This is a genomic window from Streptomyces sp. MNU89 (genome assembly GCF_020982505.1).
In the GTDB taxonomy this organism is placed as follows: Bacteria; Actinomycetota; Actinomycetes; order Streptomycetales; family Streptomycetaceae; genus Streptomyces; species Streptomyces xinghaiensis.
Genome location: NZ_JAJKLL010000001.1, coordinates 6,152,257 through 6,177,400, shown reverse-complemented (window position 1 = coordinate 6,177,400; position 25,144 = coordinate 6,152,257). Strand labels below are relative to the sequence as shown.

Sequence of the window (25,144 nt, the reverse complement as noted above, 5' to 3'; positions counted from 1 at the left end):
CAGGCCCAGCCGACCCCCACCGGCGAATCCCAAAACCAATGATCCGAACCTGGAACAGGCCCTAGAACACCACCAGGGCCCGGCCGCCCCGCCCGGCCAGCATCGCCTCGAACGCCGCCGGCACCCCGTCGAGGCCGATCCGGTCGGTGACCATGCCGCTGAGGTCGAGGCTGCCCTCGCGGATGAGGCCCGCCAGCACCGGCAGGTCCCGGGCCGGGTCGCAGTTGCCGTAGACGCAGCCCGAGAGGGTGCGGCCGAAGTGGAAGATCTCCAGGGCGGAGAAGGACACCTGGTCGTCCTTGCGGCCGATGCCGACGACCGTGGTGCGGCCGCCGCGCCGGGTCGAGGACCAGGCCGTGCGGATCGTCTGCGCCCGGCCGACGCACTCGACGGCGACGTCCGAGCCGTGCCCGCCGGTGAGCTTCCGTATCCGCTTTGCCGTGTCGTCGGCGGCGACCAGGTAGTCGGTGGCTCCGGCCTTCCGGGCCAGCTCCTCCTTCTCCGGCGAGACGTCCACGGCGATGATCTGCCCGGCGCCGGCGATCCTGGCCGCCTGGATCACCGAGAGCCCGACGCCGCCGACGCCGAACACGGCGACCGACTCCCCCGCCCGCACGTGCGCCGCGTGGTGGACGGCTCCGTAGCCGGTGAGCACGGCGCAGCCGAGGAGGGCCGCGTCCGCCAGCGGGACACCCTCGGGCAGGGGCAGCACACAGCGTTCGGAGACGACGGTCTCCTCGGCGAAGACGGCGCTGTTGAGCCCGGGGTGGAGCGGGGTGCCGTCCGTCCGCCGGGCGTACGGCACCGCGGCGCCGGCCAGGGCGTTGGCGCAGAGCCAGGGCTCGCCGAGGCCGCAGTAGTGACAACTGCCGCAGGAAGGAGCCCAGTTGATGACCACCGCATCGCCGGGGGCGACGGCGGTGACCCCTTCGCCGACGGCGGTGACGGTGCCCGCGCCCTCGTGGCCGAGGACGGCCGGGACGGGCTGGCGCAGGGTTCCGTTGGAGAGGGACAGATCCGAGTGGCAGACCCCGGCCGCGGCGATCCTGATCCGCACCCGGCCGGGTCCGGGGTCGGGCAGTTCGATCTCCGTGATCTCCAGCGGTGCGTTGACGGCGGGCAGCACGACGGCGCGGGTCATGGCGGCTCTTCTCGCTCTTCTCGGTGTTCTCGGCTTCTCGGTCTTCGGGCTTCCCGGTGGCCGCCCGCCCCGTGCGGGGCGGGCGGCCACCGGCCGGTGCGGGCGGTGCGGTGACGGGCGCGGACGCGGTGCGGACGGCGCCGTGCGGACGGCGCCGCGCCGCGTCAGAACTGGAGCGACTTGGTCTGCAGGTACTCGGCCAGCCCGTGGCTGCCCAGTTCGCGGCCCACGCCCGACTGCTTGTAGCCGCCGAAGGGGGCGAGCGGGTTGAAGCGGCCGCCGTTGATGTCGACCTGCCCGGTCTCCAGGCGGCGGGCGAACGCGGCGGCCCGCTCGGCGTCGGCGGACCAGACGGCTCCGGCGAGGCCGTAGACGGTGCCGTTGGCGATGCGCACGGCCTCCTCCTCGTCCTCGTACTTCAGGATCGACAGCACGGGGCCGAAGATCTCCTCCTGCGCGATGGTCATCTCGGGGGTGACGTCGGCGAAGACGGTGGGCCGGATGAAGTAGCCGGTCTCCCGGCCCTCGGGCGCCCCCGGGCCGCCCGCGACCAGGCGGGCGCCCTCCTCCACACCGCGCTCGATGTAGCCGGTGACGCGGTCGCGCTGCCTGGCGCTGACGACGGGGCCGAGGCGGCTGGCGGGGTCGAGCGGGTCGCCGGGGACGTACTTGGCGGCGGCCGCGGCGGCCAGGGCGACGGCCTCCTCGTAGCGGGCGGCGTCCACGAGCATCCGGGTCCAGGCGCTGCACGTCTGGCCGGAGTTGGCGAAGACGTTGGCGACGCCGACGTTGACGGCGCGGGCCAGGTCGGCGTCCGGCAGGATGACGTTCGCGGACTTGCCGCCGAGCTCCAGGGCGGCCGGCTTGACGGCCGCGGCCGCCGTGGCGGCGATCCGCTTGCCGACGCCGGTGGAGCCGGTGAAGGACACCATGTCGACCCCGGGGTGTTCGGCCAGCGCCTGCCCGGCGACCGGGCCGAGGCCGGTGACGAGGTTGAACACGCCGGCGGGCAGCCCCGCCTCGTGCACGATCTCCGCGAAGAGCCGGGCCACGAGCGGGGTGTCCTCGGCGGGCTTGAGGACGACCGTGCAGCCGGCGGCGAACGCGGGGGCCGCCTTGGCGACGATCTGGTGCAGCGGGTAGTTCCACGGCGTGATCGCGCCGACGACTCCGACCGGCTCCGAGAGGACGGTGGAGTTGCCCACCTTCTCCTCGAAGGGGTGGGTGGCGGCGAGTTCCGCGTAGCTCGCCGCGACCGCGACCGGCACCGCGGCGTGCACGGCCTGGGAGAACTTCAGCGGGGAGCCGAGTTCGGCGGTGACGGTCTCCGCGATCTCGTCCCGGCGCGCGTCGAGCGCGGCGTGCAGCGCCTTGAGATGCGCGGCGCGCTCGGCGGGCGGGGTGGCGGCCCAGCCGGGGAGGGCCGCGCGGGCGGCCCGTACGGCCGCGTCCACGTCCTCCGCCGTACCGGCCGGGACGGTGCCGATGACCGACTCGTCGGCCGGGTTGACCACGGCGATCGCGTCCTGCCCGGCGGCCGGCCGCCAGTCGCCGTCGATGTACATCCCGTCGTGGGCCTTCATCGCCTTACCCTCCAGGACAGACTGCTCGGTATGTGATCCGGGGAACCAAACTAGCGCTGTTAGTTTTCCGGCGCCAGAACGGGCGGACGTGCCACGGCTCACGTCCCCCGGGACAGCCTCCCCGGAACGGCCGCCCGGGAACAGCCCCGCCCCGGCTCCGTACGGTCCCGTCCACCGGCCGGCACCGGCGGCCCGGGCGTACGCGGCCGGGGCGGGCCCGCTCAGCGCGCCGCCTCCACCCGCACCGGGAAACCGTTGAGCACCGCGGTGCCGGAGAGCGGGTCGAGGCGGCTGCCGTCCAGGAGCTGGTTGACGTTCACGCCGGGCGCCGCCGAGGCCACCGAGAGCCGGGTGCCCGGGCGGTCGTGGCCCCAGCCGTGCGGGATGCTGACCACCCCGGTGCGCACCGCGTCCGTCACCTCGACCGGGACCTCCAGCTCACCGCCCTCGCCCTTGACCCGGGCCGGGGCCCCGTCGGCCAGACCCAGCCGTTCGGCGTCCGCGGGGTGGATCTGGAGGGTGCAGCGGTTGCTGCCGCCGGTCAGGGCGGGCACGTTGTGCATCCAGCTGTTGTTCGAGCGGAGGTGGCGGCGGCCGACGAGCAGCAGCTCGCCGGAGGCCGTGTCCAGGGAGCGGCGCAGCCGCGGCATGTCGGCCGCGACGGGTTCCGGGCAGAGCTCGATCCGGCCGCTGCGGGTGCGCAGCAGTCCGGGGACGCGGGGCCGCAGCGGTCCGAGGTCGATGCCGTGCGGGTGTTCGAGGAGCTTGGCCAGGGAGAGGCCGTCCGGGCGGGCGCCGAAGCCGTCGCCGTACGGGCCGAGGCGCAGCATCAGGTCCAGCCGGCGTTCGGGCCCGGTGCGCCCGGTGAGCTCCGCCTCCAGCGCCGCCGGTTCGCGGCCGTGCACCGGCCCGTGCGGATCGGCGACGGCCTTGGCGAGCGCACCCCCGATGGCCGTGCGGTCCACCTCGGCCGGGTCCGCGCCGTGCAGGCCGGCGGCGATGAGCACGAGCCGGGCGAGGATCGTGGACTCGTCCGGCCGCCCGGGGGCCGGGGGCAGCGCTTCCCGGGTGTAGCGGACCTGGTTGCGCACGGCCAGCGCGTTGAAGGCGAAGTCGTAGTGCGGGGACCGGGAGGGCGGGCGGCGGCAGCACGACATGCGCGTGCCGGGAGGTCTCGTTGAGATACGGGTCGACGGATATGACGCAGTCGGCGCCGCCAGCGCCCGGTCCAGGCGCTCCCCGTCCGGTGCCGAGAGAACCGGGTTGGCCCCGACCAGGACGACGGCGCGGACCCGCCCCTCCCCGGGGTCTCGATCTCCTCGGCGAGGGCGGCGAGCGGCAGCCTTGGCCTCCGGGTGCCCGGAGACGCGGCTGCGCCAGCGGCCGAGGGCGGCCCTTGCCGGGGCGGGCGGGGCGTGGGGCGCGGGCCGTGGCGGAGAGCGGGAACAGGGCGCCGCCGGGCCGGTCGAGGTTGCCGGTGAGCGCGTTCAGCACATCGGCCAGCCAGTTGGTCAGGGTGCCGAACTCGACGGTGGAGCCGCCGACCCGGGCGTAGACGGCCGCGGTGGGCGCGGCGGCCAGTTCGCGGGCGGTGGCCCGGATCTCCTCGGCGGGCAGATCGCAGTGGGCGGCGACCGCCTCCGGGGTGAACTCCTCGGTGAGCGCGCGGACCTCGTCCACGCCCTCGACGTGCTCCGCGAGCCGGCCGAGGTCGGTGAGCCCTTCGGCGAAGAGCACCTGGACCAGGGCGGCGAGCAGTGCCGCGTCCGTTCCGGGCCGGGGCGCCAGATGACGGTCGGCGAGCGCGGCGGTGCGGGTGCGGCGCGGGTCGACGACGGTGAGGGTGCCGCCGCGCCGCCGCAGCGCCTTGAGCCGGCCGGGGAAGTCCGGGGCGGTGCACAGACTCCCGTTGGACTCCAGGGGGTTGGCGCCGATCAGCAGCAGATGGGCGGTGTGGTCGAGGTCCGGGACGGGGATGGCCGCGGCGTCGCCGAACATCAGCCCGCTGGAGACGTGCTTGGGCATCTGGTCGACGGTGCTCGCGGTGTAGACGTTGCGGGTGCGGAGCGCCCCGATCAGCAGCGGCGGGTAGAGCCCGCCCGCCATGGTGTGGACGTTGGGGTTGCCGAGGACGACGGCCACGGCGTCCGGGCCGTGGGTGTCGATCACCGGCCGCAGCAGGGCGGCGGCCTCGTCGAACGCCTCGTCCCAGCCGGTTTCCGCCAGGCTCCCCCCGCGGCGCACGAGGGGCCCGGCGAGGCGGTCCGGGTCGTTGTCGAGGCCGCCGAAGGCCGCGCCCTTGGGACAGACGAAGCCGGCGCTGAACACGTCGTCGCGGTCGCCGCGGGCGGCGGTGACCCGGTCGCCGTCAAGGGTGAGGACGAGGCCGCAAGTGGCCTCGCAGAGCGGGCAGATACGCGGAGCGGTGCGGCTCATCGGTTCCCTCCGTCGGGGATGGGGCGGCCGGCGGTGCCGGGATCGGGCGCGCCGCACGGGATCCGGGGCGCGGTTGCAGGAGCACCGCCGACCATACCGACCGGTACGCACGATGGCACCCGTCTTGCCGGCATCGGGCTCCGCGGACCCGCTCCGGGACCCCGGCCCGCCCGTGCGGCCGCGCCGGCACCACCCCGCGCGGCCCCGGCGCCCGCAGGCCCGGCCCGCCGGGCCCGGCGGGTCATTGACGCGCCCACACCACCATTCCTATGGTTCCGCACAGGAATCACGGGGATCACGGGAACCGCACAGCGGGACGACGGGAGCGGTCATGAGCGCGACGCACACGGAACAACGGGCCGGGGAGGTCCCGGCCGCAGAGCCGGCGGCACCGGCGTACTCCTCCGGATTCGGCAACGAGCACAGCTCGGAGGCGGTGCCCGGCGCGCTGCCCGTGGGCCGCAACTCCCCGCAGCGCGCCCCGCTCGGGCTCTACGCGGAGCAGCTGAGCGGCAGCGCCTTCACCGAGCCGCGCCACGACAACCGCCGCTCCTGGCTGTACCGCATCCGCCCCTCGGCGGCCCACCCGCCCTTCGCCCGGACGGACAACGGCGCTGCGCGGCGCCCCGTTCACCGAGACCGAGCCCGACCCCAACCGGCTGCGCTGGGACCCGCTCCCCGACCCGGCCCCGGGCACCGACTTCGTCGCCGGCCTGTGGACGCTCGGCGGCAACGGCGACATCCGGCAGCGCGCCGGCATGGCCGTCCACCTCTACGCCGCCAACGCCTCCATGACGGACCGGGTGTTCTCCGACTCCGACGGCGAACTGCTGATCGTCCCCGAACGCGGCGGCCTGCTGCTGCACACCGAGTTCGGCCGGCTGCGGGCCGAACCCGGCCAGGTGGCGCTGATCCCGCGCGGTGTCCGCTTCCGGGTGGAACTCACCGGCGGCACCGCGCGCGGCTACGTCTGCGAGAACTACGGACGCCCGTTCACCCTCCCCGAGCTGGGCCCGATCGGCGCCAACGGGCTCGCCAACCCGCGCGACTTCCTGGCGCCCGCCGCGGCGTTCGAGGACCGCGAGGAGCCGGTGGAGGTCGTCAACAAGTTCTGCGGCAACCTCTGGGCCGCGGTGTACGACCACTCGCCGCTCGACGTCGTCGCCTGGCACGGCACCCTGGCGCCCTACGTCTACGACCTGCGCCGCTTCAACGTCCTGGGCAGCATCAGCTACGACCACCCCGACCCGTCGATCTTCACCGTGCTGACCTCCCCGTCCGACACCCCGGGCCTGGCGGGCATCGACTTCGTGGTCTTCGCGCCGCGCTGGCTGGTCGGCGAGGACACCTTCCGGCCGCCGTACTTCCACCGCAACGTGATGAGCGAGTACATGGGGCTGATCGAGGGCGCCTACGACGCCAAGACCCCCGGGCCGGGCGGCTTCGTGCCCGGCGGCGGCTCGCTGCACAACATGATGTCCGCGCACGGACCCGACCGGGAGACCTTCGAGAAGGCGAGCGCGGCCGAGCTGACACCGCAGAAGGTGGACGACGGTCTCGCCTTCATGTTCGAGACCCGCTGGCCGGTGACGGCGACCGCGCAGGCACTCGGCGCCGGGCATCTGCAGAGCGGCTACGACCGGGTGTGGGACGGGATGGAGCGGCACTTCGGACGGTGAGACGGACGGCCCGTCCGGGACGACGTGCGGTGCCGGACGGGCCGGGGCGGGTCCGTGGCGCGGGGCTCCTCCGGCCGCCGCACCGCGGGTCCACCCGCACGGCGGCGCCCGCCCTCCGGTGTCCCCGGCGGCGCCGGGCACCGTAATCTCCTCCCGTCCCGGACCGCCGCACGTCCTCACGCCCCCGCCACAGCCCCCGCCCTCCTCCCCACAGCGGCCCCGCCGCCGGGCGGACCGCACACCACCGCCGGAGCCGCAGCCGTGACCGTCTTCTCGCCCGACTCCCTGGTCCTGAACCGCAAGCTGCCCCTGTGGTACCAGGTCTCGCAGTCGCTGCGCGCCTCGATACTGGGCCGCCATCCCGCCGAGCCGCTGCGGCTCCCCCCGGAGGACCGGCTCGCCGAGCACTACGGCGTCAGCGTGCTCACCATGCGGCAGGCGCTGAAGGAACTGGAGAACGAGGGGCTGATCAGCCGGCACCGCCGGCGGGGCACCTTCATCGAGCCCGCCGCCCGGCGCGGCGCGCCCGTACAACTGCTCGGCTCGGTGGACAGCATCGTCGCCCAGCAGTCCGGCGAGACCGCCACGGTGCTCGGCCACGGGCCCGTGCCCGTACCGGCGGAGGTGGCGGAGCACTTCCCGGATCTGGAGGAGGTCGTGGAGTTCCGCCGGCTGCGCCGCGACGAGAAGACCGGCGAGCCCACCAACTGGGCGGAGAACGCGGTGCGTCCGGAGATCGCGGAGCGGATCGACCCGGCGGATCTCGCGCGGCAGCCGATGACGAAGGTGCTCCGCGATGTGGCGGGCGTGCGGATCAGCCGGATCACGGACACCGTCGAGGCACGGCTCGCGGACCCCGCGACGGCGGAGCTGCTGGACGTACCGCTGCTCAGCCCGATCCTGTACTACACCGGTGTGGTCTACGACGAGAGCGGCCGCGCGGTGGACGTGGCCCGGATCCGCTACCGGGGCGACCGGTTCTCCTTCACCGTGACGGTGGACGCCTGAGCGGACGGTGTTCGCGCCTGTCCGGCCGAGCCGCGCGGCCCGCGGGCCGGCCCCCGCCGGGGTCTGGCGGGCGAGGGCGCGGGAGACGGCTTCCGGGCCGGGCCCCGGGCGCCCGGGACCCCGCGATGTCGGCGGCCGCGACTACGATGGCCGACCGGGCGGGCCCCTGCGGCTCCGGCGACGGCCCGGCAGCGGTTCCCGCGAGCCGCGCGGCGGCGGGCGGGCGCCGGCGCGGCCGGGTGCGGGCCTGAAGGCCCGCCCCCGGGGCAGGGCTTCCGCCGGGGAATCGGCGGGGCGACGGGAACCGTACGGGAGGGCGGCTGCGTGACGGCGCGACGGAACAGCACGGCCTCCCCGGCCGGCGGCCGCACCGGCCCGGCACGCCCGGGCGCCGCGGCGGCCGTGCCCGGCCCCGGCTCCTCCCCGGCTCCTCCCCGGCTCCTCCCCGGTGACGATCCGCTGCTCGCCGATCTCATGCCCTGGTCGGTCCCGCCCCTGCGCACCGGGCGCTCCTGGGTGCTCGCACCCGACCCCGGGACGCTCACGGCCCGCTGGGACCGGCTGCTGCGGAGTGCCGACCGGGCCGAGCGGGAGCGGCTGTTCCGGCCCTCCCGGGCGCGCGGCCTCCACACGGCCCTCCCCCAGCTGCCCGGCCACAGCGCCGGCACCGGCCCCTCGCGGAGGAGACCGGACCCTGCCCGGAGCCGGTGCGCGTTCTGCACGCGCCCTTCGACCGCCAGTGGCTCCTCCCGGACCAGCGGCTGCTGGACGCGGCCCGGCCGGAGCTGTGGCGGGTCGCCGACGAGCACCAGCTGTTCGCCGTCGAGCCGGGCCCCGCGCCCCGCTCGTCCGCCTCCGCCCGCGCCGGCGGCCCCGACGGCCCCGGCGGTCCGGAGGAGGAGGCGCTGCTTTTCTCCGCGCTGCTCCCCGAGGGCCGTTCCCCGGCGGGCCGGCCCGGCCGCATCCGGCCGCTGTTCCGCCGCCCCGGCGGCCGGGAGCCCAACCTCGCGCCGGGGCTGACGGAGCTGCTCACGGAGCGGCTCGGGATTCCGGTGGGCGCGGTGGACGTCCTGGCCTGGACGGCGGCCGCGGCCCGGCCCCGGGGCGAGGGCCGCTCGGTACCGCTGCCGCTCTCGGCCGGGGTCTGGCGGGACGGCGTCGCCCTGGGCCGCCGGGTCCTGTGGCTGCACACGTTCGGCGCACACTGCGGGGAGACACCGGACGCCCGCCCGAAGCTCCCGGGCGGCCGGCGCCCGTACGTCCGCGCCGCGCTCCCCGGTCCCCATGCCCTGCCCGCCGAACCCCTGTACGACCCGGAGGAGCGGGCGCTGCTGCTCGGGGACGGCCGGATCGCGCCGGTGCCGCCGGCCGCCTGGCGGTTCGAGACCTCGGGCGTCCCGGTGCTCGCCCAGTGGTACGAACGGCGCACGGTCCCGGCCGAACCGGGCACCCTGAGCGCCGTCCGCCCGGCGGACTGGTCGCCGTCCCTGACCTCCGAGCTGCTCGAACTGATCACCGTGCTGGCCCTGCTCGGCGAACTCCGCCCGGAGCGGCGCCGGCTGGCGGAGCGGCTGGCGTCGGTTCCGCGCCTCACCGCCGCGGAGCTGCGCCGCGGCGGCGTCCTGCCGCCGCCCGCGTCCACCCGCCGCCCCGCCTCCGTCCTGGACCGCCCGGAGGAGGGCCCGAACGGCCAGTTCGCCCTGCTGTAGCGGTTCCCCCCGCCGCGGGGGACGGTCCCGGCAGCGGCTGGTGAGCAAGATCACCTCCTCTGGCGCGGAGGGCGGGGCACAGGGTAGGACCGGGGGCATGGACAACGCCCCGGACCGCCCCGTGCCACCGACGATGCCGCCGCAGCCGCTGCCGCTGCCGCTGCCGCTGGAGGGCATCACCGTCGTCGCCGTCGAGCAGGCCGTCTCGGCGCCGTTCGCCACCCGGCAGCTGGCCGACCTCGGGGCCCGCGTCATCAAGGTGGAGCGGCCCGACGGCGGCGACTTCGCCCGCGGTTACGACACCGCGGCCCGCGGCCTGGCCTCTCACTTCGTCTGGGCCAACCGCGGCAAGGAGTCCCTGGCCCTCGATCTCAAGGACCCGCGCGGCCGCGAGCTGCTGGAGGAGCTGGTCCGGGACGCGGACGTCTTCGTGCAGAACCTGGCCCAGGGCGCCGCCGCCCGGCTGGGCCTGGACGCGGCGGCCCTGTGCGCACGCCACCCCCGGCTGGTCGCCGTGGACATCTCCGGCTACGGCCCGGACGGCCCGTACGCGCACAAGCGCGCCTACGACATGCTCGTCCAGTGCGAGGCGGGCCTGGTCTCCGTCACCGGCACACCGGAGCAGCCGGTCAAGGCGGGCATCCCGGCGGCCGACATCGCCGCCGCCATGTACGCCTTCTCGGGTGTGCTCGCGGCCCTGCTGCGGCGCGGCGCCACGGGACGGGGCGGACCGGTGGAGGTGTCGATGTTCGACGCGCTGGCCGAGTGGATGGGGCATCCGCTGCACCACGGGATGCACGGCGGACCGCCCCCGGCCCGTACCGGCCTCGCGCACGCGGTCATCGCGCCGTACGACGCCTACCCGACCGCGGGCGGCACGCCGGTGCTGCTGTCGGTCCAGAACGACCGGGAGTGGCGCCGGCTCGCCGAACAGGTACTGGGGCGGCCGGAGTTGGCGGAGGACCCGGCGTACGCCACCAATGTGGCGCGCACGGAGAACCGTGCCCGGACCGACGCGGTGGTCGCGGAGGCGCTCGCCGCGCTGACCGCGGAGGAGGCGGTGGCGCGGCTGGAGGGGGCGGGCATCGCCTGCGCCCGGCTCAACGGGGTGGCCGAGCTGGCCGGGCATCCGCAGCTGGCCGCCCGGGAGCGGTGGCGGGAGATGGGGTCACCGGTGGGCGCGCTGCGGACGCTGCTGCCACCGATCGGGCTGCCCGGCGGGGAGCCGCCGCGGCTGGGCCCGGTGCCGGCTCTCGGCGAGCACACCGACAGGCTGCTGGAAGCGCTCGGGCTGCCGGAGGAGCGGATCACGGCGCTGCGCCGGGAGGGCGTGATCCGCTGAGCCCCGGGCCGGGGTACGCGCCCGGGGCGGGGCCGGGACGCGGTACGGGCGGGGCCCGGGCGGGGCTAGCCGTGGTTGCCGAAGAGGGACCGCCTCAGCCGCCGCAGCGGCGCGAAGAGCGAGACCCGCGACACCCGCGCGCCCCGGCCGGACTTGGGCCGCCGCACATCGCGCGCGGTGAGTTCCCGCATCAGCAGGGTGGCCTCCTCCGTCTCCCGCTGCGGCACGGCGGGGCCGGCCAGCACGGCGAGATGGCGGTCGAGGCGCGAACTGTTCGCGCTGCTCCCGCAGTTGATGGCAGGCACTCGGGGCCTGCTCCGCATTGTTATCTGTTCCATGACACTCCCCACCCAAACGAGGGCACCCGGCCCGGGCAGGTTAACCCTACCGCCCCGGCACGTCACCCGCGCATCCGCGTATCCCTGACTCGGCTGCCCGGTAAGGCGGTTGACGTATCCGGATGGCTACCCGCCCTGCGGTGCGGCACTCCGCCGCGGCGTGTCCCGGACGGTGCGCGCCCGGCGTGTCGCGGCACGGCGGCGAGCGCGGCGGGCGCGCCGCGCTGCCGCCCGTCGCGCCGTTGCGCCCCCGATGCGCAGCGCTTCCCCGCCTGAACGGCGCGCACCGGTGGGGCCCTCTCGAGCAGGGCCCCACCGGCGGGAGCGGCCGGGTGCTCCGGCCGGCCGTCAGGCGAGCGAGCGGAGCACCGGGAGGTAGCCGCCCGACTGCCCGGCGGCGGTGGGGTGGTAGGAGTTGTTGATGGGCCAGGTCACGCTGTGGATCCAGGAGCTTCCCGAGCAGATCTCGTGCCCGGAGAAGGTGGGCCGCACATCGCCGAAGGCGTAGCCGTGGTCGGCGGCCCGCTTGGCGGTCACGTCGTTGAGGTTGTCGGACGCGGCGTTGAGCGCGGAGCGCTCGGTCTCGCTCAGCCCCGCGATGCAGGTGCCGTTGAGCTTGTAGAGACGCGGGTAGCCGAGCACGACGACATGGGCCGAGGGGGCCTTGGCCCTGATCGCGGAGTACACCTGGTCGAGCTTGCCGGGCAGGGTGTTGTTCATGTAGGCGCGCGCTTCCGCGACCCGGTCGAGGCAGGTGCTCTGGGAGCTGAGGACGCAGGTCGTCATCACATCGGCGAAGCCGGCGTCGTTGCCGCCGACGCTGATGCTGACCAGGCCGGTCGACGAGCTGAGCGGGCCGAGCTGGTTGTTCAGCACATCGCCGGTCCTGGCGCCCGAGCAGGCGGTGAAGTGGAACGAGGAGGGGTTGTTGGCGGCGGCCCACAGGGGTCCGAACGCCTTGCTGCTGCGCTTGCAGTCGCCGCTCGCACTGTCGTAGCTGCCGGCCCCGAGGCCGGAGGCGTACGAGTCGCCCAGCGCGACGTATCCGGTGGCGGCCTGTTCGGCGGAGTGGGCGGCGCCGGCTCCGGTCAGGGTCAGCGCGGCGGAGAGAAGGAGTGCGGAGAGGGTGGCCGCACGGCGGAAGAGTCTCACGGAACCTCCGGGGAGCAGGATCTCTGTGGGGAACGGGGCAACCGGTGGCACTGTTCTGTCGTGGCCATGCCAAGTCTTTTTGACAAGTGCATGTCAATCGAGACTGCGCAACCGGCCGTGGGGGCGAACCTGCGTGGCATGGCTATGACATCCCCCTGAAACACGCGGTCTACGCGCGTGCCGAGGGTGAAAGTTTGCCGACGGCCGCGGATGTGACGGTGTGACAGGATCAATCACGACTTTCCGGACAGCAGCCCCACCAGTCCCGCATGGACCGTTCCGCCTTGACGGGCTTGCGGCGGTTGCGCCACATTGAAGCCCGGCATCCGGCGCGTCGGGGGGCAAAGTCGCCAATGCAGACACTGAGTGACCGTCAACATTCCACGCGGGGAACCGTCTGGCCACTGCTGGCCGGGGCCGCCGCCGGGATCGGGGGGCTGGGGGCGGTCCTCGCCCTCACCGGCTCGGCCTCGCCGCTGCGCGCCCCGTTCACCCTCTTCTTCCTGCTCGCCGCGCCGGCCGCCGCCATCGCCGCCGTGCTGACCGGCCCCGACCCGCTGAGCCGCTGGGTGATCGCGGTGGCGGGGGCGATCGCGGTCGACGTCCTGGTCGCCCAGAGCATGCTGGCCCTGCGGCTGTGGTCGGCGCGCGGCGGGATCGCCGTGGTCGCCGGGCTCAGCGCCGTCCTGTTCCTGTACGCCACTCTGCGACGCCGCCGGGAGCACACCGCGGCGAGAAGCCGGATCCTCTGACGTGGACATCAGCGTCTGCCGCCCCGGCGAGCTGACGGCCGCCGACCGGGCGGCGTGGACGGCCTTCCAGGACCGGTCGCGCCCGCCGGCCGGACCGGGGCTCGCCAATCCTTTCCTCTCACCGGAGTTCGCACTCGCGGTGGGCCGCACCCGGCGCGACACCCGGATCGCCGTACTGCGCGAGGGCGGCGTCCCGGCCGCCTTCTTCCCCTTCCAGCGGACCGCCGCCGGGGTCGGCCGCGCGGTGGGCCTCGGGGTGTCGGACTGCCAGGGCGTCGTCCACCGTCCCGGATTCCGGTGGGACGCGCGGGAACTGCTGCGCGCCTGCGGGCTGGCGGTGTGGGAGTTCGACCATCTGGTCGAGGGCCAGGAGCCGTTCGCGGACGGCGTCAGCGCCTCCTTCCCCTCCCCGGTCATCGACGTGGGCCGGGGCTACGAGGCCTATCTCGAACGGCTGCGCGCCTCCTCCCCCGGCTTCCTCAAGTCCACCCTGGCGAAGGAGCGCAGACTCGGCCGCCGGGCCGGCGAGGTGACCTACGTCCACGACGAGCGGGATCCGGCCGTGCTGCGCACCCTGATGCGCTGGAAGTCCGCCCAGTACCGCAGGACCGGCCGGAGCGACCGGTTCGCCCAGCCCTGGATCACCGACCTCGTCCACCAGCTCTTCCACACCCGCAACGACGGCTTCCGGGGACAGCTCTCGGTGCTCTACGCGGGCGGCCGGCCGGTGGCCGCGCACTTCGGGCCGCGCACCGGGCGCGTTCTCAGCAGCTGGTTCCCGGCCTACGACCCGGAGTACGGGGCCTTCTCGCCCGGGCTGGTGCTCCATCTGCGGATGGCCGAGGGCTCGGCGGCCCAGGGACTGGAACTCATCGACCTCGGGCGGGGCGCGAAACGCTACAAGGACGAGCTGAAGACCCGGGAGATCACCGTCTCCGAGGGCTGGGTGACCCGGCCCCATCCGGTGGCCGCGGGCCACCGCGCCCGGCGCGCGCCCGTGCGGGCGCTCCGCAACACCGTGCTCGCGAGACCCGGGCTCTTCAAGCCGACCGACCGGATTCTCCGGGAGTTCGGCAGAATCCGGTCGCGCTCCCGGCGATCACATCCGCGTGATTCCTGACCGGAATTTCCCGGGTCCGCACGGGAGAACGATCAGAAAAATCAGAGAAGGGGGGAATTGCCCTGAGGGACTTGCCATGCGGTCCTTGAAGTTCATACGGTCTTATCGACCACCCGCATCGGTTCATCGGTGAACGGCCCGGGGAGGGGCTCAGGACCGCGATGACACCGGAGCGGGGCGCGGTTGGGGGGTGCCGTGTCCGGCGGCGCAGGAGTCTGCCGGGACACGGGCCGCGCACGGCGGTATCCATACAGCTCACGCATGCCCTGGGGACGGTCCGTGCCGTCCCGCGGCCTGCGGGAGAACCCCCCTTTCGAACCGGACACACCACCGGGCCCCCGCGGGGCGGGCGGCCCACCGGACGAGAGGGAACATCACATGAGCTCATTTCTGCACCCGGCGCGATCGGACGAGGACCCTTTAGGTCCGCCGTCACCGGCCGGCGGAAATCCCGACCACCACGAACGGCCGGCGGACCGGTACCGCCCGGTCTCCTGCCATTTCGCGATCACCCCACCGGTGAGCGTCGTCATTCCGGCGATGAACGAGGCCGGAAATCTCCCGTACGTATTCAAGACACTGCCGGGCTGGATTCACGAAGTGGTTCTGGTCGACGGCAATTCCACCGACGACACGGTCCGGGTGGCCCGTGAACTCCGGCCCGACATCAAGGTGATCCCGCAGCGGGGCAAGGGCAAGGGCGACGCCCTCATCACCGGTTTCGCCGCCTGCACCGGCGAGATCATCGTGATGGTCGACGCCGACGGCTCGGCGGACGGCACCGAGATCGCCAGTTACGTCTCCGCGCTCGTGGCCGGCGCCGACTTCGCCAAGGGCTCGCGGTTCGCCAACGGGGGCGGCACGGACGACATGACGGGCATCCGCAAGCTCGGCAACCGGGTGCTCACCGCGCTCGTCAACGCCAAGTTCGGCGCCCGCTACACCGATCTCTGCTACGGCTACAACGCCTTCTGGAAGCGCTGCCTGGACGAGATCCACCTCGACTGCGCGGGCTTCGAGGTGGAGACGCTGATGAACATCAGAGTCGTCAAGGCCGGACTCAGAGTCCAGGAGATCCCGAGCCACGAGTACCACCGCATCCACGGCGACAGCAATCTGCGCGCCGTACGGGACGGACTGCGGGTGCTCAAGGTGATCCTCCGCGAGCGGGCCTCCCGGCGCTCCCGTCCCCGTCCCGCCGTGATCGCCATGGAGACCGGCCGGGAGGAGGCCCGTTGAGGACCGAGGACCCCCGGGACGCCGGGGAACTCCGGGACACCGGGGAGCTCCGGGTCTCCGTGGTGATCTGCGTCTACACCGAGGACCGCTGGGAGGACATCCTGGCGGCCGTGGCCTCCGTACGCGGCCAGTCCCGGCCCGCGTACGAGACGCTGCTGGTCGTGGACCACAACCCGGAGCTGCTGCGGCGGCTCACCGAGCGGTACGCGGACACCGGGGAGGTGCGGGTGCTCGCCAACGCGGGCCCCCGCGGCCTCTCCGCCGGCCGCAACACCGGCATCGCCGTGGCCGGCGGCGACATCCTGGCCTTCCTCGACGACGACGCCGTCGCCGAACAGGACTGGCTGCGCCGGCTGACCGGCCCGTACGCCGATCCCGCCGTGCTGGCCGTCGGCGGCCGGACGCTCCCCGTGTGGGCGTCCGGCCGCCGGCCAGCCTGGTTCCCCGAGGAGTTCGACTGGGTGGTGGGCTGCTACTACCGCGGACTGCCGCCCGGCAGGGCGCGGGTGCGCAATGTCCTCGGCGGCAACGCCTCCTTCCGCCGCGAGGCGTTCGAACTGGCCGGCGGCTTCACCACCGGTATCGGGCGGGACGGCGACACGCGGCCGCTGGGCTGCGAGGAGACCGAGCTCTGCATCCGCCTCTCGGCGGCCCGGCCGGAGGCCGTGCTGCTCCTGGAGGACCGCGCGGTGATCCACCACAAGGTGCCCGCCGGCCGGGAGGAGTTCGGCTACTTCCGCCGCCGCGCCTACGCCGAGGGCCTCTCCAAGGCCCTGGTCACCCGGAGCGTGGGGAGCAGGGCCGGGCTGGAGACGGAGCGCCGCTACACCACCCGGGTGCTGCCCGCGGGGGTCGCGCGCGGGCTGCGGGACGCCCTGCTGGGCCGGCCCGGCGGAGCGGGCCGGGCGGGCGCCATCGCCGCCGGACTGGCCGCCGCCGCCTGCGGCTACGCGGTGGGCACCGTCCGGCGCGGCGCGCTGCTCCCCGGCCGGCGGGCGGACCGGCGGGGACGGAGCCGCGGGCGGCCGGGGCGGGTCCGGTGTCCGGCAGCGGCGGGCCGGGCCCCGCGCCGGGCACGGAGCGGACGGGACGGCCGCCGTCGGCACCGGCCCGGAGCCCGGCGGCGGTGCCGCGAACGGCACCCCCCTCGCCCGGGGACGGCGGCCGGGCGGTCCGGGCCGGTGTCCGGGGCCGCCCGGCCCGGTGCCGATCCTGATGTACCACGCCGTCGGGGAGACGCCCGCCCCCGCCGCGTACGGGCTGTCGGTCGCGCCCGAGGCGCTGCGGACGCAGCTGGAGCTGCTGGCGGAGCGGGGGTTCACCCCCGTCACCACCCGTGCCCTGGCCGCGGCCTGGCGGTCGGGCGGGCCGCTGCCGCCCAGACCCGTGCTCCTCACCTTCGACGACGGTTACGAGGGCGTGCACCGGTACGCCCTGCCCGCCCTGCGGAGCCACGGCTTCACCGCGACCGTCTTCGCCACCACCGGCTGGCTGCGCGGCCCGCACGAGACACCGGGCGCCCTCGACCTCATGCTCGACTGGGACCAGCTGCGCGAGCTGTCCGCAGCCGGGCTGGAGATCGGCGGGCACAGCCACACCCATCCGCAGCTGGACACCCTCACCGGGCCCTGGCTCCGCTCCGAACTGGCCCGCTGCCGGGACCTCCTCGCCGGGGAGCTGGGGCGGTGCCCGGTGTCGTTCGCCTATCCGTACGGCTACTCCAGCAGACAGGTGCGGGCCGCCGTACGTGCGGCGGGGTTCCGGCAGTCGCTCGCGGTGGGCAACGCGCTGGCCGAGCGGCGGCACGGCCCGTACGCCCTGCGGCGCGTCACCGTCCGCCGGAGCACCGGGATCGAGGAGTTCGAACGGCTGGTCGAGGGACGGGCGCTCGGCCGGGTCTTCGCCCGGGACCGGACCCTGACGAAGGGCTATGCCCTCGTCCGACGCTCACGGCAAGCTCTCCGGAAGGTGACCCGCGCCGGTGACTGACACGACCACCACCGTCCCGGCCGGGCAGCGCACCGGGGAGAGACCGGGCGCCCCCCGCGGGCCCCGGCCCCGCCGGCTGCGACGGCTGCTGCCCCGGCCGGCCGGCGGCAGCCCCCTGTTCCGCAACGCGTACGCGCTGATGGTGAACACCGGGATCTCCGCCGTCCTGGGGCTCGGCTTCTGGCTGGCCGCCGCCCGGTACTACACCGAGGAGGCGGTCGGCCAGGGCTCGGCGGCCATCGCCGCGATGAAACTCCTGGCCGGGCTGACCGCGCTGACACTCACCGGCGCGATGGCGCGCTTCATCCCGGTGGCGGGGCGCGCGACGGGACGGCTGGTGCTGCGCACCTACGCGGCGAGCTCCGTGCTGGTGGCCGTCGCGGCAGTGGTCTTCCTGCTGACCCTCGACCTGTGGGGGCCCTCGTACCGCTTTCTGCACGGTCCGCTGAACGGGCTGGGGTTCGTCGCCGCGGTCGTCCTGTGGTCCCTGCTGACCCTGCAGGACGGGGTGCTGACGGGGTTGCGGAGCGCCTTCTGGGTGCCGGTGGGCAACACCGCGTTCTCGGCGGTGAAGCTCGTCCTGCTGGTGCTGATCGCCGCCTCGGTGCCGACCGCGGGGGTGTTCGTCTCCTGGGTGGCCGCGATCGCCGTGTCCGTGGTGCCGCTGGCACTGCTGGTGTTCCGGCGGCTGGTGCCGCGTCACGAGGCGGCGGCCGGCCCGGAGACGCGGCCGCCGGGCCTGCGCGAGGTCGGCCGGTTCCTCGCCGGTGACTACACCGGCTCGCTCTTCGCGCTGGCCGTGGTCTATCTGGTGCCGGTGATCGTCGCCGCGCAGGTCGGCTCCGCGGACAACGCGTACTTCTACATCGCCACCACCATCGGCGGCACGGTCAATCTGCTCGCCCTGAACATGGGGGCCTCGCTCACCGTCGAGGGGGCGCACGACCCCGGGCGGCTGGCGGAGAACTGCCGGGCCGCACTGCTGCGGATGGCCCGGATCATGCTCCCGGTCGGGGTGCTCCTCTTCGCCGGAGCGCCCTTGATCCTGGGCATCTTCGGCGAGGGTTACGCACGGGAGGCGACACCGCTGCTGCGCCTCTTCGCGGTGGGCGCGGTCCTGCGCGTCGTGATCGAGGTGTACTTCGCGGTGCTGCGCGCCCAGTCGCGCACCAGTGGGCTGGCCGCGCTCCAGGGCACGCTGTGCGTCCTGGTGCTCGGGCTGACGCTGCTGCTGCTGCCGCGCATGGGCCTGACGGGCGCGGGGATCGCCGAGGTGGTCAGCCTCGCGCTGGTGGCGTCCGTCGCCGGGTGGAAACTCCTCCGGCTGCTGCGGACGGCAGGACGGGCGGAGTCCGGGGCAGGGGCGGGGAAGGGGCGGGGACGGCCGGGGTGCGGCCCGCGGAGTCCCGGGCGGCGGCGGGAGCCGGAGCAGCGGCAGCAGCCGGGGCGGAGGGTGCGGCCGCGCACCGGGGCAGCCGGGGCGGTGCTGGTCCGGGGCCGGGGCCGGGGTCGGCGGCGGAGTCGGCCGCGGGTCCGGGCTCGGGCAAGGCCCGACCCGGTGGCTCCGGCGGGGAGATGCTCTCCGGCCCGGTCCTGTGGCCGGAGGCCGGGTCCGCACCCGCGCCGCGCCACGCCGCCGCCGTACCGGAGGGCGGACGAGAGCACGCCACCGTCCGGCCGGACGCGGGAAGCGGGGCCGGTGCGCCCGGGGCCGCCCGGCGGACGAGCGGGCGGCCGCTCCACACACCTGCCTGGGCACGGCGTCTGGCGCTGGACGAGGACACCCTGCGACTGGGCCTCCGCGCCGATCTGGACCACCCGGAACGCCATCCCGTGCTCGACCCGTACCCCCCGCCGCCCGGCGGGCCCCGGCCGCGGACGGACGCCGGCCCCGCAGCGGACCCGGCCGTCACCGAGGCACCCGGCCGGACGCTCCCCGGAGGCGCACGACCACCGCTCGCGCTCCCGGGCGGCGCGGAAACCGACGCCCGCACGGGCACCGCCCCCGGTGCGGGCCGCACCGCCGGTACGGGCGGCGGGACGGGCGCCCCGGGGACCAGAAGCACGGAAGGACCACCGAAGCCGTCTTCCCGGCCGGACGGGACCGCCGCCCCCGGACCGGACCACGGCGGACCCGGCGGCGGGCCACGAGCCGCCTCCCGCGCCGGGACCCCGGCGTCCGGCAGCGGGCCCGCGGCGGCCCGGCGCCGCGGCTCGCCGGTTCTGCCCGCCCGGGCCGGGCACGCCGCCGGCTGGCTGCTGCTCGCGGCCGGACTCGCCCTGTACTGGCTGCCGTTGCGCGGCCTGGACGACGCCGGCCTCGACCGGATGGGCGGCCTCGGCCTCGTCTCCGTCCTGCCCGCGGCCACCCTCCTCGGCGCGGCCCTGCTGGTGGCCGCCTTCGCGGCCGCGCTGTGGCCGACCGCGCCCCGCCGTCCCCTGCTGACGGCCGTCCTGCTGCTGACCGTGGTGTCGCTGCACGCGCTGCCGGCCGTGCTGGAGGCCGAGCCGCGCTTCGCCACCGCCTGGCAGCATCTGGGGTTCATCGACCACATCGACCGCACCGGCACGGCCGTGCCCGATCTGGATGCCCGGTGGTCCTGGCCCGGTTTCTTCGCGGCGGTGGCGTTCACGGCCCGCGCCTGCGGGGTCACGGATCTGACCGAACTGCTGCGCTGGTGGCCCACGGTCATCCAACTGCTGTATCTCGCACCGCTGTTCCTGCTGCTCCGCGCGGTACGGGCCTCCTGGCGCGCGAAGTGGACGGCGGTCTGGCTGTTCGCGCTCTGCGGCTGGGTCGGCCAGGACTACTTCTCCCCGCAGGGCTTCACGTATCTGCTCTATCTGGCCTTCGCGGCCGTACTGCTGGTCTGGTTCCGGGAGCCGCGGGTGCTGCCGGGGAAGCGCCGGCCCGGCGAGGCGGAGCCGCCGGCCGCCGGGCGGGCCGACCGGGCCGTCCTGCTGCTGGTGCTGATCGGCCTGTTCGCGGCGGTGGTGCCCACGCACCAGCTGACGCCGTTCGTGATGCTGGGGGTGCTGACGGCCCTGGTGCTCGTTGGCCGTTCGTGGCTGCGCGGGCTGCCGCTGCTGTTCGCCGCCATGGTGGCCGTGTGGATCGGGTTCTTCGCGGAGCCGTACTGGTCCGGCCACTTCGACGAGCTGTTCGGCGGCGTCGGCGGCGTCGGCGGCAATGTGTCGTCGTCCGTCTCCGGCCGGATCGAGGGCGGCAGCGAGACGCACAAGCTGGTGCTCTACACGCGCGTGGCGCTCGCGGGCTCCGTCCTGGGGCTGGCCTGTCTCGGCTGGTGGCGCCGGCGCAGGGCGGGCTACGGCGAACGGTCGCTGCTCGTCCTGGCGTTCGTCCCGTTCCTCGGCTTCGGCATGCAGTCGTACGGCGGTGAGATGGCGCTGCGGGTCTTCCTGTTCGCGCTGCCGGGTGCCTGTGCGCTCGCCGCGCTGGCCGTCTTCCCCCGCGTGGGCAGCGGCCGCCGGGCGCCGGCCGTGCTCGCGGCGGCGCTGGCCGGACTGGTGTTCATGGGCGGCTTCCTCGTCGCGCGCTGGGGCAACGAACCGTTCGAACGGGTGCGCACCGGTGAGGTCGCCGCCATGGAGTACGTCTACGCGCACGACGAGCCGACCGTGCGGGTGCTGTGGATGAGCGACGACCCGGTCGAGAACGTCACCCCGGCGATGCCGTGGGGCGCCCGGGACATGGAGCGGGTCGGCTATCTGCCGACGCTCGCGCCGCGCGACGCCGCGCGGGTCGGCCCCGTGGTCGAGGCGCTGGAGAACGCGGGCCCGAACTCGTATCTGATGGTCGGCCGCGGCCAGTCCCTCTACCTCCACATGGACGCGGGCTACGCCCCGGACTGGGAACGGTCGCTGCTCCGCGCGCTGGACGGCCGGCCGGAGCTGCGCCGCGCGTTCTCCGACGACCACGCCGTGCTCTACGAGCTCCGCGAACAGCCACCGGGGGCCGTCCCGGAACCGGAGCCCGGACGGCCGGGGCCCCAGGTGACCTGGACGCCCTGGTCGGTGTACGGGGCGATCTCGGCGGGCGTCCTGATGCTGCTGCTGGCGGCGCGCGAACTGCTGCGGGTGACGGCGCCGCCGGGGGTCCGGGCGCTGGCCTGGCTGCAGGGGACGCTGTGGTTCGCGTTGCCGCTGATGGCGGTGACGCTGGCCTCCCTGGTGCACCGGTTCTGGACGATGTCCTGATCCGGGGCCGCCGGGGACCGGCCGCGCCCCGGCGGCCCCGTCCGGCCGCCCGCTCCGTACGGGTGCGGGCGGCCGGTCAACGAGGACGGGCGCGTCGGTCGGTCAACGGGCGTGGTGTACAGGGCCGTTCGGATGGACCGGTGCTCCGGGGCCCGCCGCCGTCCCGGCCGGCCCCACCGCTCCCGTCAGCGCTTCAGCCAGCGCACCCCGTACGCGCCGAGGTCGAACGAACGGCCGTCGACCTCCGCGGCGATCGGGCGGTTCCGGGTGTTCACGACGAGCACCGCGTCCTCATCGGCGAGCACCCGTACATACGGCCGGTCCCCGGCCGCGACCTCCACCTCCGTGAAGCGGCTGCCGGGCGGGAACTCGCGGGAGAAGCGGCTCAGCAGATCCATCATCGGCAGCGCGGACCCGCCGTCCCCGGCCGCCGTGCCGCGCCACAGGCAGCCGGCGCAGCTCGTGCTCCGCTTCTGCGGGTTCCAGTAGAAGCCGGTGGTCGCGCCGCCCCTGCTCATGGCGATCAGGGCGGCGGCGTGCACGGCGCGCCGGTGCGGTTCGCTCCAGCCGTCGCGCTCGTCGTTCTCGTCCCCCGGCTCGACGTACCACTCGGCCCACCACAACGGCAGCCCGGTCTCCTCGCGCACCCAGCGGCTGACGGCCGTGAACTTGCCGGTGGCGCGGAACTCGTCGGGTACGAGCGCGTCCTCGCGGGTGTAGCTGGAACCGTCGACCACGACGAAGTCGGCGCCCGCCTTGTTCTCGTTCCAGTACCGGACGGCGTCGAGGGCCCGCCGGTCGAGGCTGCCCCAGGGGCCCTTGACCTCCGAGGCGTTGGTGCTCTCGCCCGGCGGCTGGCTGTCCATGACGACATACGGCCCGCCGACGAGGTTCTCCTTGTTCGCCTTCTTCAGCTCGGCGTGGACGAGGTTGTAGAGGCGGGTGTAGGCCTCGGCGTCCCAGCGCTGCCGGTCGTCGTCGTAGAAGCCCTTGAGCTCGTTCCAGACGATGAAGTGCCGGACGTCCGGGTAGCGCCTGGCGACGACGCCCGACAGGCGGGCGAAGTCGTCGTAGTAGGCGGGGTCGGGCGCCTTCTCCAGCCACTCCCGGGACCAGTCGGTCTTGCCGCGCTCGCCGCCCTTCATCCAGTCCGGCGCGCAGCACAGGGTGATGACGGGGGTGCCGCCGGTGCGGCGGATCAGGTCGATCCGGCTGTCCAGTGCGGAGAAGTCGTAGCGGCCCGGCGCGGGCTCGGGGTTGTCGGCGCCCCAGCCCATGATGTGCTGGTTCTGCGGTATGGGCCGGGCGGAGAGCATCCGGTCCGCCCGGCTCCGGGCGGCCGCGCGGCCGTCGTCGGCGCTGTAGCGGGTGTGGGTGAAGCCCCAGCCCAGCTCCGGCGCGGGCTTGCCGCCGGGCATGCGCGGGGTGCCGTGCGGCCCCGGATCGCCGTTCCGGCCGTCGGGGGCGCCGTCGGGCGGGAAGCCGCACATCACCAGCAGCAGGCTGAGCACCGTCACGCCGATCGCGAGGAGCAGGGCGGTTCCCGGGCGCCGTCGCCGTGGATCCGATGCCCCTGCCCGCGCCCCTGCCCCGCCTCGCCCGCCGGCGCCGGCCCGCCCGTTCTCCTCTGACGTCTCATCACCCGTCAGCGTAGCGGGCAATTCACCCGGTACGGGGGCTTCCACGACAACCCGGAGGAGAGCGGACGACGGGCCGGGGCGCCCGGGGTCAATCCGCGCGGTAGGCGGCGCGCAGGGCCTCCTCGGCGGCGGCCAGGGCCTCCGCGCGGTTGAGACCCAGCCTGCGGACGCGCTGGGCGTACGCCTGTGCGGCGGCGGCCGCCTCGCGCTCGGCGCCTTCGCCCGCGGCGGCCACGAAGGTGCCGTTGCGGCCGCGGGTCTCGATCACCCCGTCCGTCTCCAGCGCGCGGTACGCCTTGGCCACCGTGTTGGGGGCGAGCCCCAGTTGGCCTGCGAGGGCCCGTACGGTCGGCAGCCGGTAGCCGGCCGGGAGCCGCCCCGAGCGGGCCTGGTCCGCGACCTGGGAGCGCAGCTGCTCATACGGTGCGTCGGCCGAGCCGGGGTCGACGGTGACCTTCAGACTCACAGGTGCTTCTCCCTCGTCGTGCGCCGGTCCGGGCCTCCATTGTGTGCCACCGGCACCGGCCGTGCGCGGCGCGGCCGGACCGCCACGGCAGCGGGCGGAGACACGGCAGCACGGCGGCTCGGCGCGGAACGCGGACGGGCGGGCCCCGGACGGGCCCGGGTCAGCCGGCCCGGCTCTCCGTGGCCGGGAGGCACACGGTGCGGTCGGGGGCCGCGGGGTCGTGCGCGACCCGGTCTTCCGGCATCTGCCAGTGGAGGACGAAGCGGTCACCGGCGCGGTAGGCCTCCAGACCGGCCCGGCAGTAGGCGACCATGTCGTCCGGCAGCCGGTCCAGCGGGCACCAGCGGAACTCCGAACACTTCTCCGGCTCCCGGTTGACGGGCTCACCGCCCGCCCCGTACGCCGCCTCGAAGAACCAGCCGATGCGCGGCGCGCCCCCGGGGCCGCGGTGCTGCATGACCAGGGCGGCGCGCAGGTCCTCCGGCGCGAGGTCCAGCCCGGTCTCCTCCCGGGCCTCGCGGATCACCGCCTCCCGCACGTCCTCCCCGTCCTCGGCGTGCCCGGACGGTACGCCGAGCAGGCCGTCGCCGTATCCGGTGCCGGCCCGCCGGGCGAGCAGCACCTCCGCACCGCGGCGGAGGACGAGGTGGACGTCGACGATCTCGGTGTGGCGGCGGGTCGGCGCCGGCCAGGCCACCAGGGCGTACCGCTCGTCATCGACCGGCCCGCCCCACAACGCCGGGTCGCCCGACAGCCGTTCGAACCGGGTCCGGTCCGCCAGCGGGGCGACGGCCGCCTCCAGGTCAGCGGCCGGCAGCCCGGCGGGCCCGGCCGTGCCCCACACCCCCTCGACCAGGACCAGCCGGCCGCCGGGACGGAGCAGTCCGGCCCAGTGCCGCAGCACGGCGGCGGGGTCGGGCATCAGCCAGAGCACATGGCGGGCCAGGATGACGTCGAAGCGGTGGGTGCCCACCGGTGGTGCCGCGGCGTCCCCGGTCAGCACCTCGGCGCCGGTGCCGGCGAGCTTGGCTCGGGCGTGCTCCGCCATGCGCGGGGAACTGTCGACGCCGGTCACCCGGTGCCCCTGCCCGGCGGCGAGCAGCGCCAGACTGCCGGTGCCGCAGCCGAGGTCAAGGACCTCTGACGGTTCGCCGGGCAGCCAGTCCGCCAGCCGCGCGGACCACGCCGCGCGGACGGCCGGGTCGCGCAGCCCGTGGTCGGGCTCCTCGTCGAACTCCGGTGCGGCGGCGTCCCAGTAGCCGGGGGACCGGGGGGACGGGGGTACGGAAGGCGCGGTGTTGTTCTCGGTCACACGGAGATCCTGGCAGCGGC

General features: G+C 75.2%; 14 protein-coding genes and 4 pseudogenes. 10 read left to right on the top strand and 8 right to left on the bottom strand.

Annotation, left to right across the window (positions count from 1 at the left end; genetic code table 11):
* Window positions 1–61 precede the first annotated feature (61 nt).
* From E4N63_RS26355 to E4N63_RS26345, 3 genes and pseudogenes are all read right to left on the bottom strand, one after another.
* Window positions 62–1,141 carry a Zn-dependent alcohol dehydrogenase gene (locus E4N63_RS26355; protein ID WP_125625684.1) on the bottom strand — a complete coding sequence of 360 codons (1,080 nt, stop codon included), beginning with the start codon at window positions 1,139–1,141 and terminating at the stop codon, window positions 62–64.
* 164 nt (window positions 1,142–1,305) lie between these two features.
* Window positions 1,306–2,724 (bottom strand): aldehyde dehydrogenase family protein, encoded by a 1,419-nt coding sequence (locus tag E4N63_RS26350; RefSeq protein ID WP_230241833.1) that lies wholly within the window; start codon window positions 2,722–2,724, stop codon window positions 1,306–1,308.
* Window positions 2,725–2,945: 221 nt separating this feature from the next.
* A pseudogene (locus tag E4N63_RS26345) lies at window positions 2,946–5,160 on the bottom strand (molybdopterin oxidoreductase family protein).
* Between the two features lie 112 nt (window positions 5,161–5,272).
* Between E4N63_RS26345 and hmgA the strand changes: the two are divergent.
* The 4 genes and pseudogenes from hmgA (at window position 5,273) to E4N63_RS26325 (ending at window position 10,898) form a co-directional block, all read left to right on the top strand.
* Window positions 5,273–6,839, top strand: a pseudogene (gene hmgA / locus E4N63_RS26340) (homogentisate 1,2-dioxygenase).
* Window positions 6,840–7,100: 261 nt separating this feature from the next.
* Complete coding sequence (locus tag E4N63_RS26335) at window positions 7,101–7,847, top strand: GntR family transcriptional regulator (protein WP_125626948.1); 747 nt, start codon at window positions 7,101–7,103, stop codon at window positions 7,845–7,847.
* A gap of 474 nt (window positions 7,848–8,321) precedes the next feature.
* Window positions 8,322–9,556, top strand: a pseudogene (locus E4N63_RS26330) (type ISP restriction/modification enzyme).
* A 133-nt stretch (window positions 9,557–9,689) separates the two neighbouring features.
* Window positions 9,690–10,898, top strand: a complete 1,209-nt coding sequence (locus E4N63_RS26325; protein ID WP_230242668.1) for a CaiB/BaiF CoA-transferase family protein — start codon at window positions 9,690–9,692, stop codon at window positions 10,896–10,898.
* Between the two features lie 65 nt (window positions 10,899–10,963).
* Here E4N63_RS26325 and E4N63_RS26320 read toward each other — a convergent pair whose 3' ends face one another.
* Window positions 10,964–11,236 carry a hypothetical protein gene (locus E4N63_RS26320; RefSeq protein ID WP_039819469.1) on the bottom strand — a complete coding sequence of 91 codons (273 nt, stop codon included), beginning with the start codon at window positions 11,234–11,236 and terminating at the stop codon, window positions 10,964–10,966.
* A gap of 348 nt (window positions 11,237–11,584) precedes the next feature.
* Window positions 11,585–12,388: an SGNH/GDSL hydrolase family protein gene (locus E4N63_RS26315; protein WP_125625912.1), complete on the bottom strand. Its 804-nt coding sequence runs from the start codon at window positions 12,386–12,388 to the stop codon at window positions 11,585–11,587.
* Between the two features lie 353 nt (window positions 12,389–12,741).
* On the opposite strand from E4N63_RS26315, the gene E4N63_RS26310 reads away from it, so the two are divergent.
* From E4N63_RS26310 to E4N63_RS31605, 6 genes and pseudogenes are all read left to right on the top strand, one after another.
* On the top strand, window positions 12,742–13,140 hold the full coding sequence (locus tag E4N63_RS26310; protein WP_043463290.1) for a hypothetical protein: 399 nt from the start codon (window positions 12,742–12,744) through the stop codon (window positions 13,138–13,140).
* Window position 13,141: 1 nt separating this feature from the next.
* Window positions 13,142–14,260, top strand: coding sequence for a GNAT family N-acetyltransferase (locus E4N63_RS26305; RefSeq protein ID WP_019708946.1), 1,119 nt, complete (start codon window positions 13,142–13,144; stop codon window positions 14,258–14,260).
* A gap of 378 nt (window positions 14,261–14,638) precedes the next feature.
* Window positions 14,639–15,499, top strand: a complete 861-nt coding sequence (locus E4N63_RS26300; RefSeq protein ID WP_125625910.1) for a glycosyltransferase family 2 protein — start codon at window positions 14,639–14,641, stop codon at window positions 15,497–15,499.
* Between the two features lie 62 nt (window positions 15,500–15,561).
* Window positions 15,562–16,467 (top strand): annotated as a pseudogene (locus E4N63_RS26295) (glycosyltransferase family 2 protein); the annotation flags it as partial.
* A gap of 247 nt (window positions 16,468–16,714) precedes the next feature.
* Entirely contained in the window at window positions 16,715–17,488 is a 774-nt protein-coding gene (locus E4N63_RS26290) for a polysaccharide deacetylase family protein (RefSeq protein WP_230242667.1), read from the top strand.
* A gap of 139 nt (window positions 17,489–17,627) precedes the next feature.
* Window positions 17,628–19,934: a hypothetical protein gene (locus E4N63_RS31605; RefSeq protein ID WP_374112893.1), complete on the top strand. Its 2,307-nt coding sequence runs from the start codon at window positions 17,628–17,630 to the stop codon at window positions 19,932–19,934.
* A 1,957-nt stretch (window positions 19,935–21,891) separates the two neighbouring features.
* Here E4N63_RS31605 and E4N63_RS26275 read toward each other — a convergent pair.
* The 3 genes from E4N63_RS26275 to E4N63_RS26265 form a co-directional block, all read right to left on the bottom strand.
* The gene (locus E4N63_RS26275; protein WP_374112835.1) at window positions 21,892–23,223 is read right to left on the bottom strand and encodes a xylan 1,4-beta-xylosidase; all 1,332 of its coding nucleotides are present in this window, start codon (window positions 23,221–23,223) and stop codon (window positions 21,892–21,894) included.
* 211 nt (window positions 23,224–23,434) lie between these two features.
* Window positions 23,435–23,812 carry a GntR family transcriptional regulator gene (locus tag E4N63_RS26270; protein WP_125626095.1) on the bottom strand — a complete coding sequence of 126 codons (378 nt, stop codon included), beginning with the start codon at window positions 23,810–23,812 and terminating at the stop codon, window positions 23,435–23,437.
* A 160-nt stretch (window positions 23,813–23,972) separates the two neighbouring features.
* Entirely contained in the window at window positions 23,973–25,124 is a 1,152-nt protein-coding gene (locus tag E4N63_RS26265) for a methyltransferase domain-containing protein (RefSeq protein WP_230241831.1), read from the bottom strand.
* Window positions 25,125–25,144 lie beyond the last annotated feature (20 nt).

Bases quoted from the DNA above. Each gene is read 5' to 3' on its own strand.
- E4N63_RS26355 (WP_125625684.1), bottom strand. From the start codon at position 1,141: ATGACCCGCGCCGTCGTGCTGCCCGCCGTCAACGCACCGCTGGAGATC.
- E4N63_RS26350 (WP_230241833.1), bottom strand. From the start codon at position 2,724: ATGAAGGCCCACGACGGGATGTACATCGACGGCGACTGGCGGCCGGCC.
- E4N63_RS26325 (WP_230242668.1), top strand. From the start codon at position 9,690: ATGCCGCCGCAGCCGCTGCCGCTGCCGCTGCCGCTGGAGGGCATCACC.
- E4N63_RS26320 (WP_039819469.1), bottom strand. From the start codon at position 11,236: ATGGAACAGATAACAATGCGGAGCAGGCCCCGAGTGCCTGCCATCAAC.
- E4N63_RS26310 (WP_043463290.1), top strand. From the start codon at position 12,742: ATGCAGACACTGAGTGACCGTCAACATTCCACGCGGGGAACCGTCTGG.
- E4N63_RS26300 (WP_125625910.1), top strand. From the start codon at position 14,639: ATGAGCTCATTTCTGCACCCGGCGCGATCGGACGAGGACCCTTTAGGT.
- E4N63_RS26290 (WP_230242667.1), top strand. From the start codon at position 16,715: ATGTACCACGCCGTCGGGGAGACGCCCGCCCCCGCCGCGTACGGGCTG.
- E4N63_RS31605 (WP_374112893.1), top strand. From the start codon at position 17,628: ATGGTGAACACCGGGATCTCCGCCGTCCTGGGGCTCGGCTTCTGGCTG.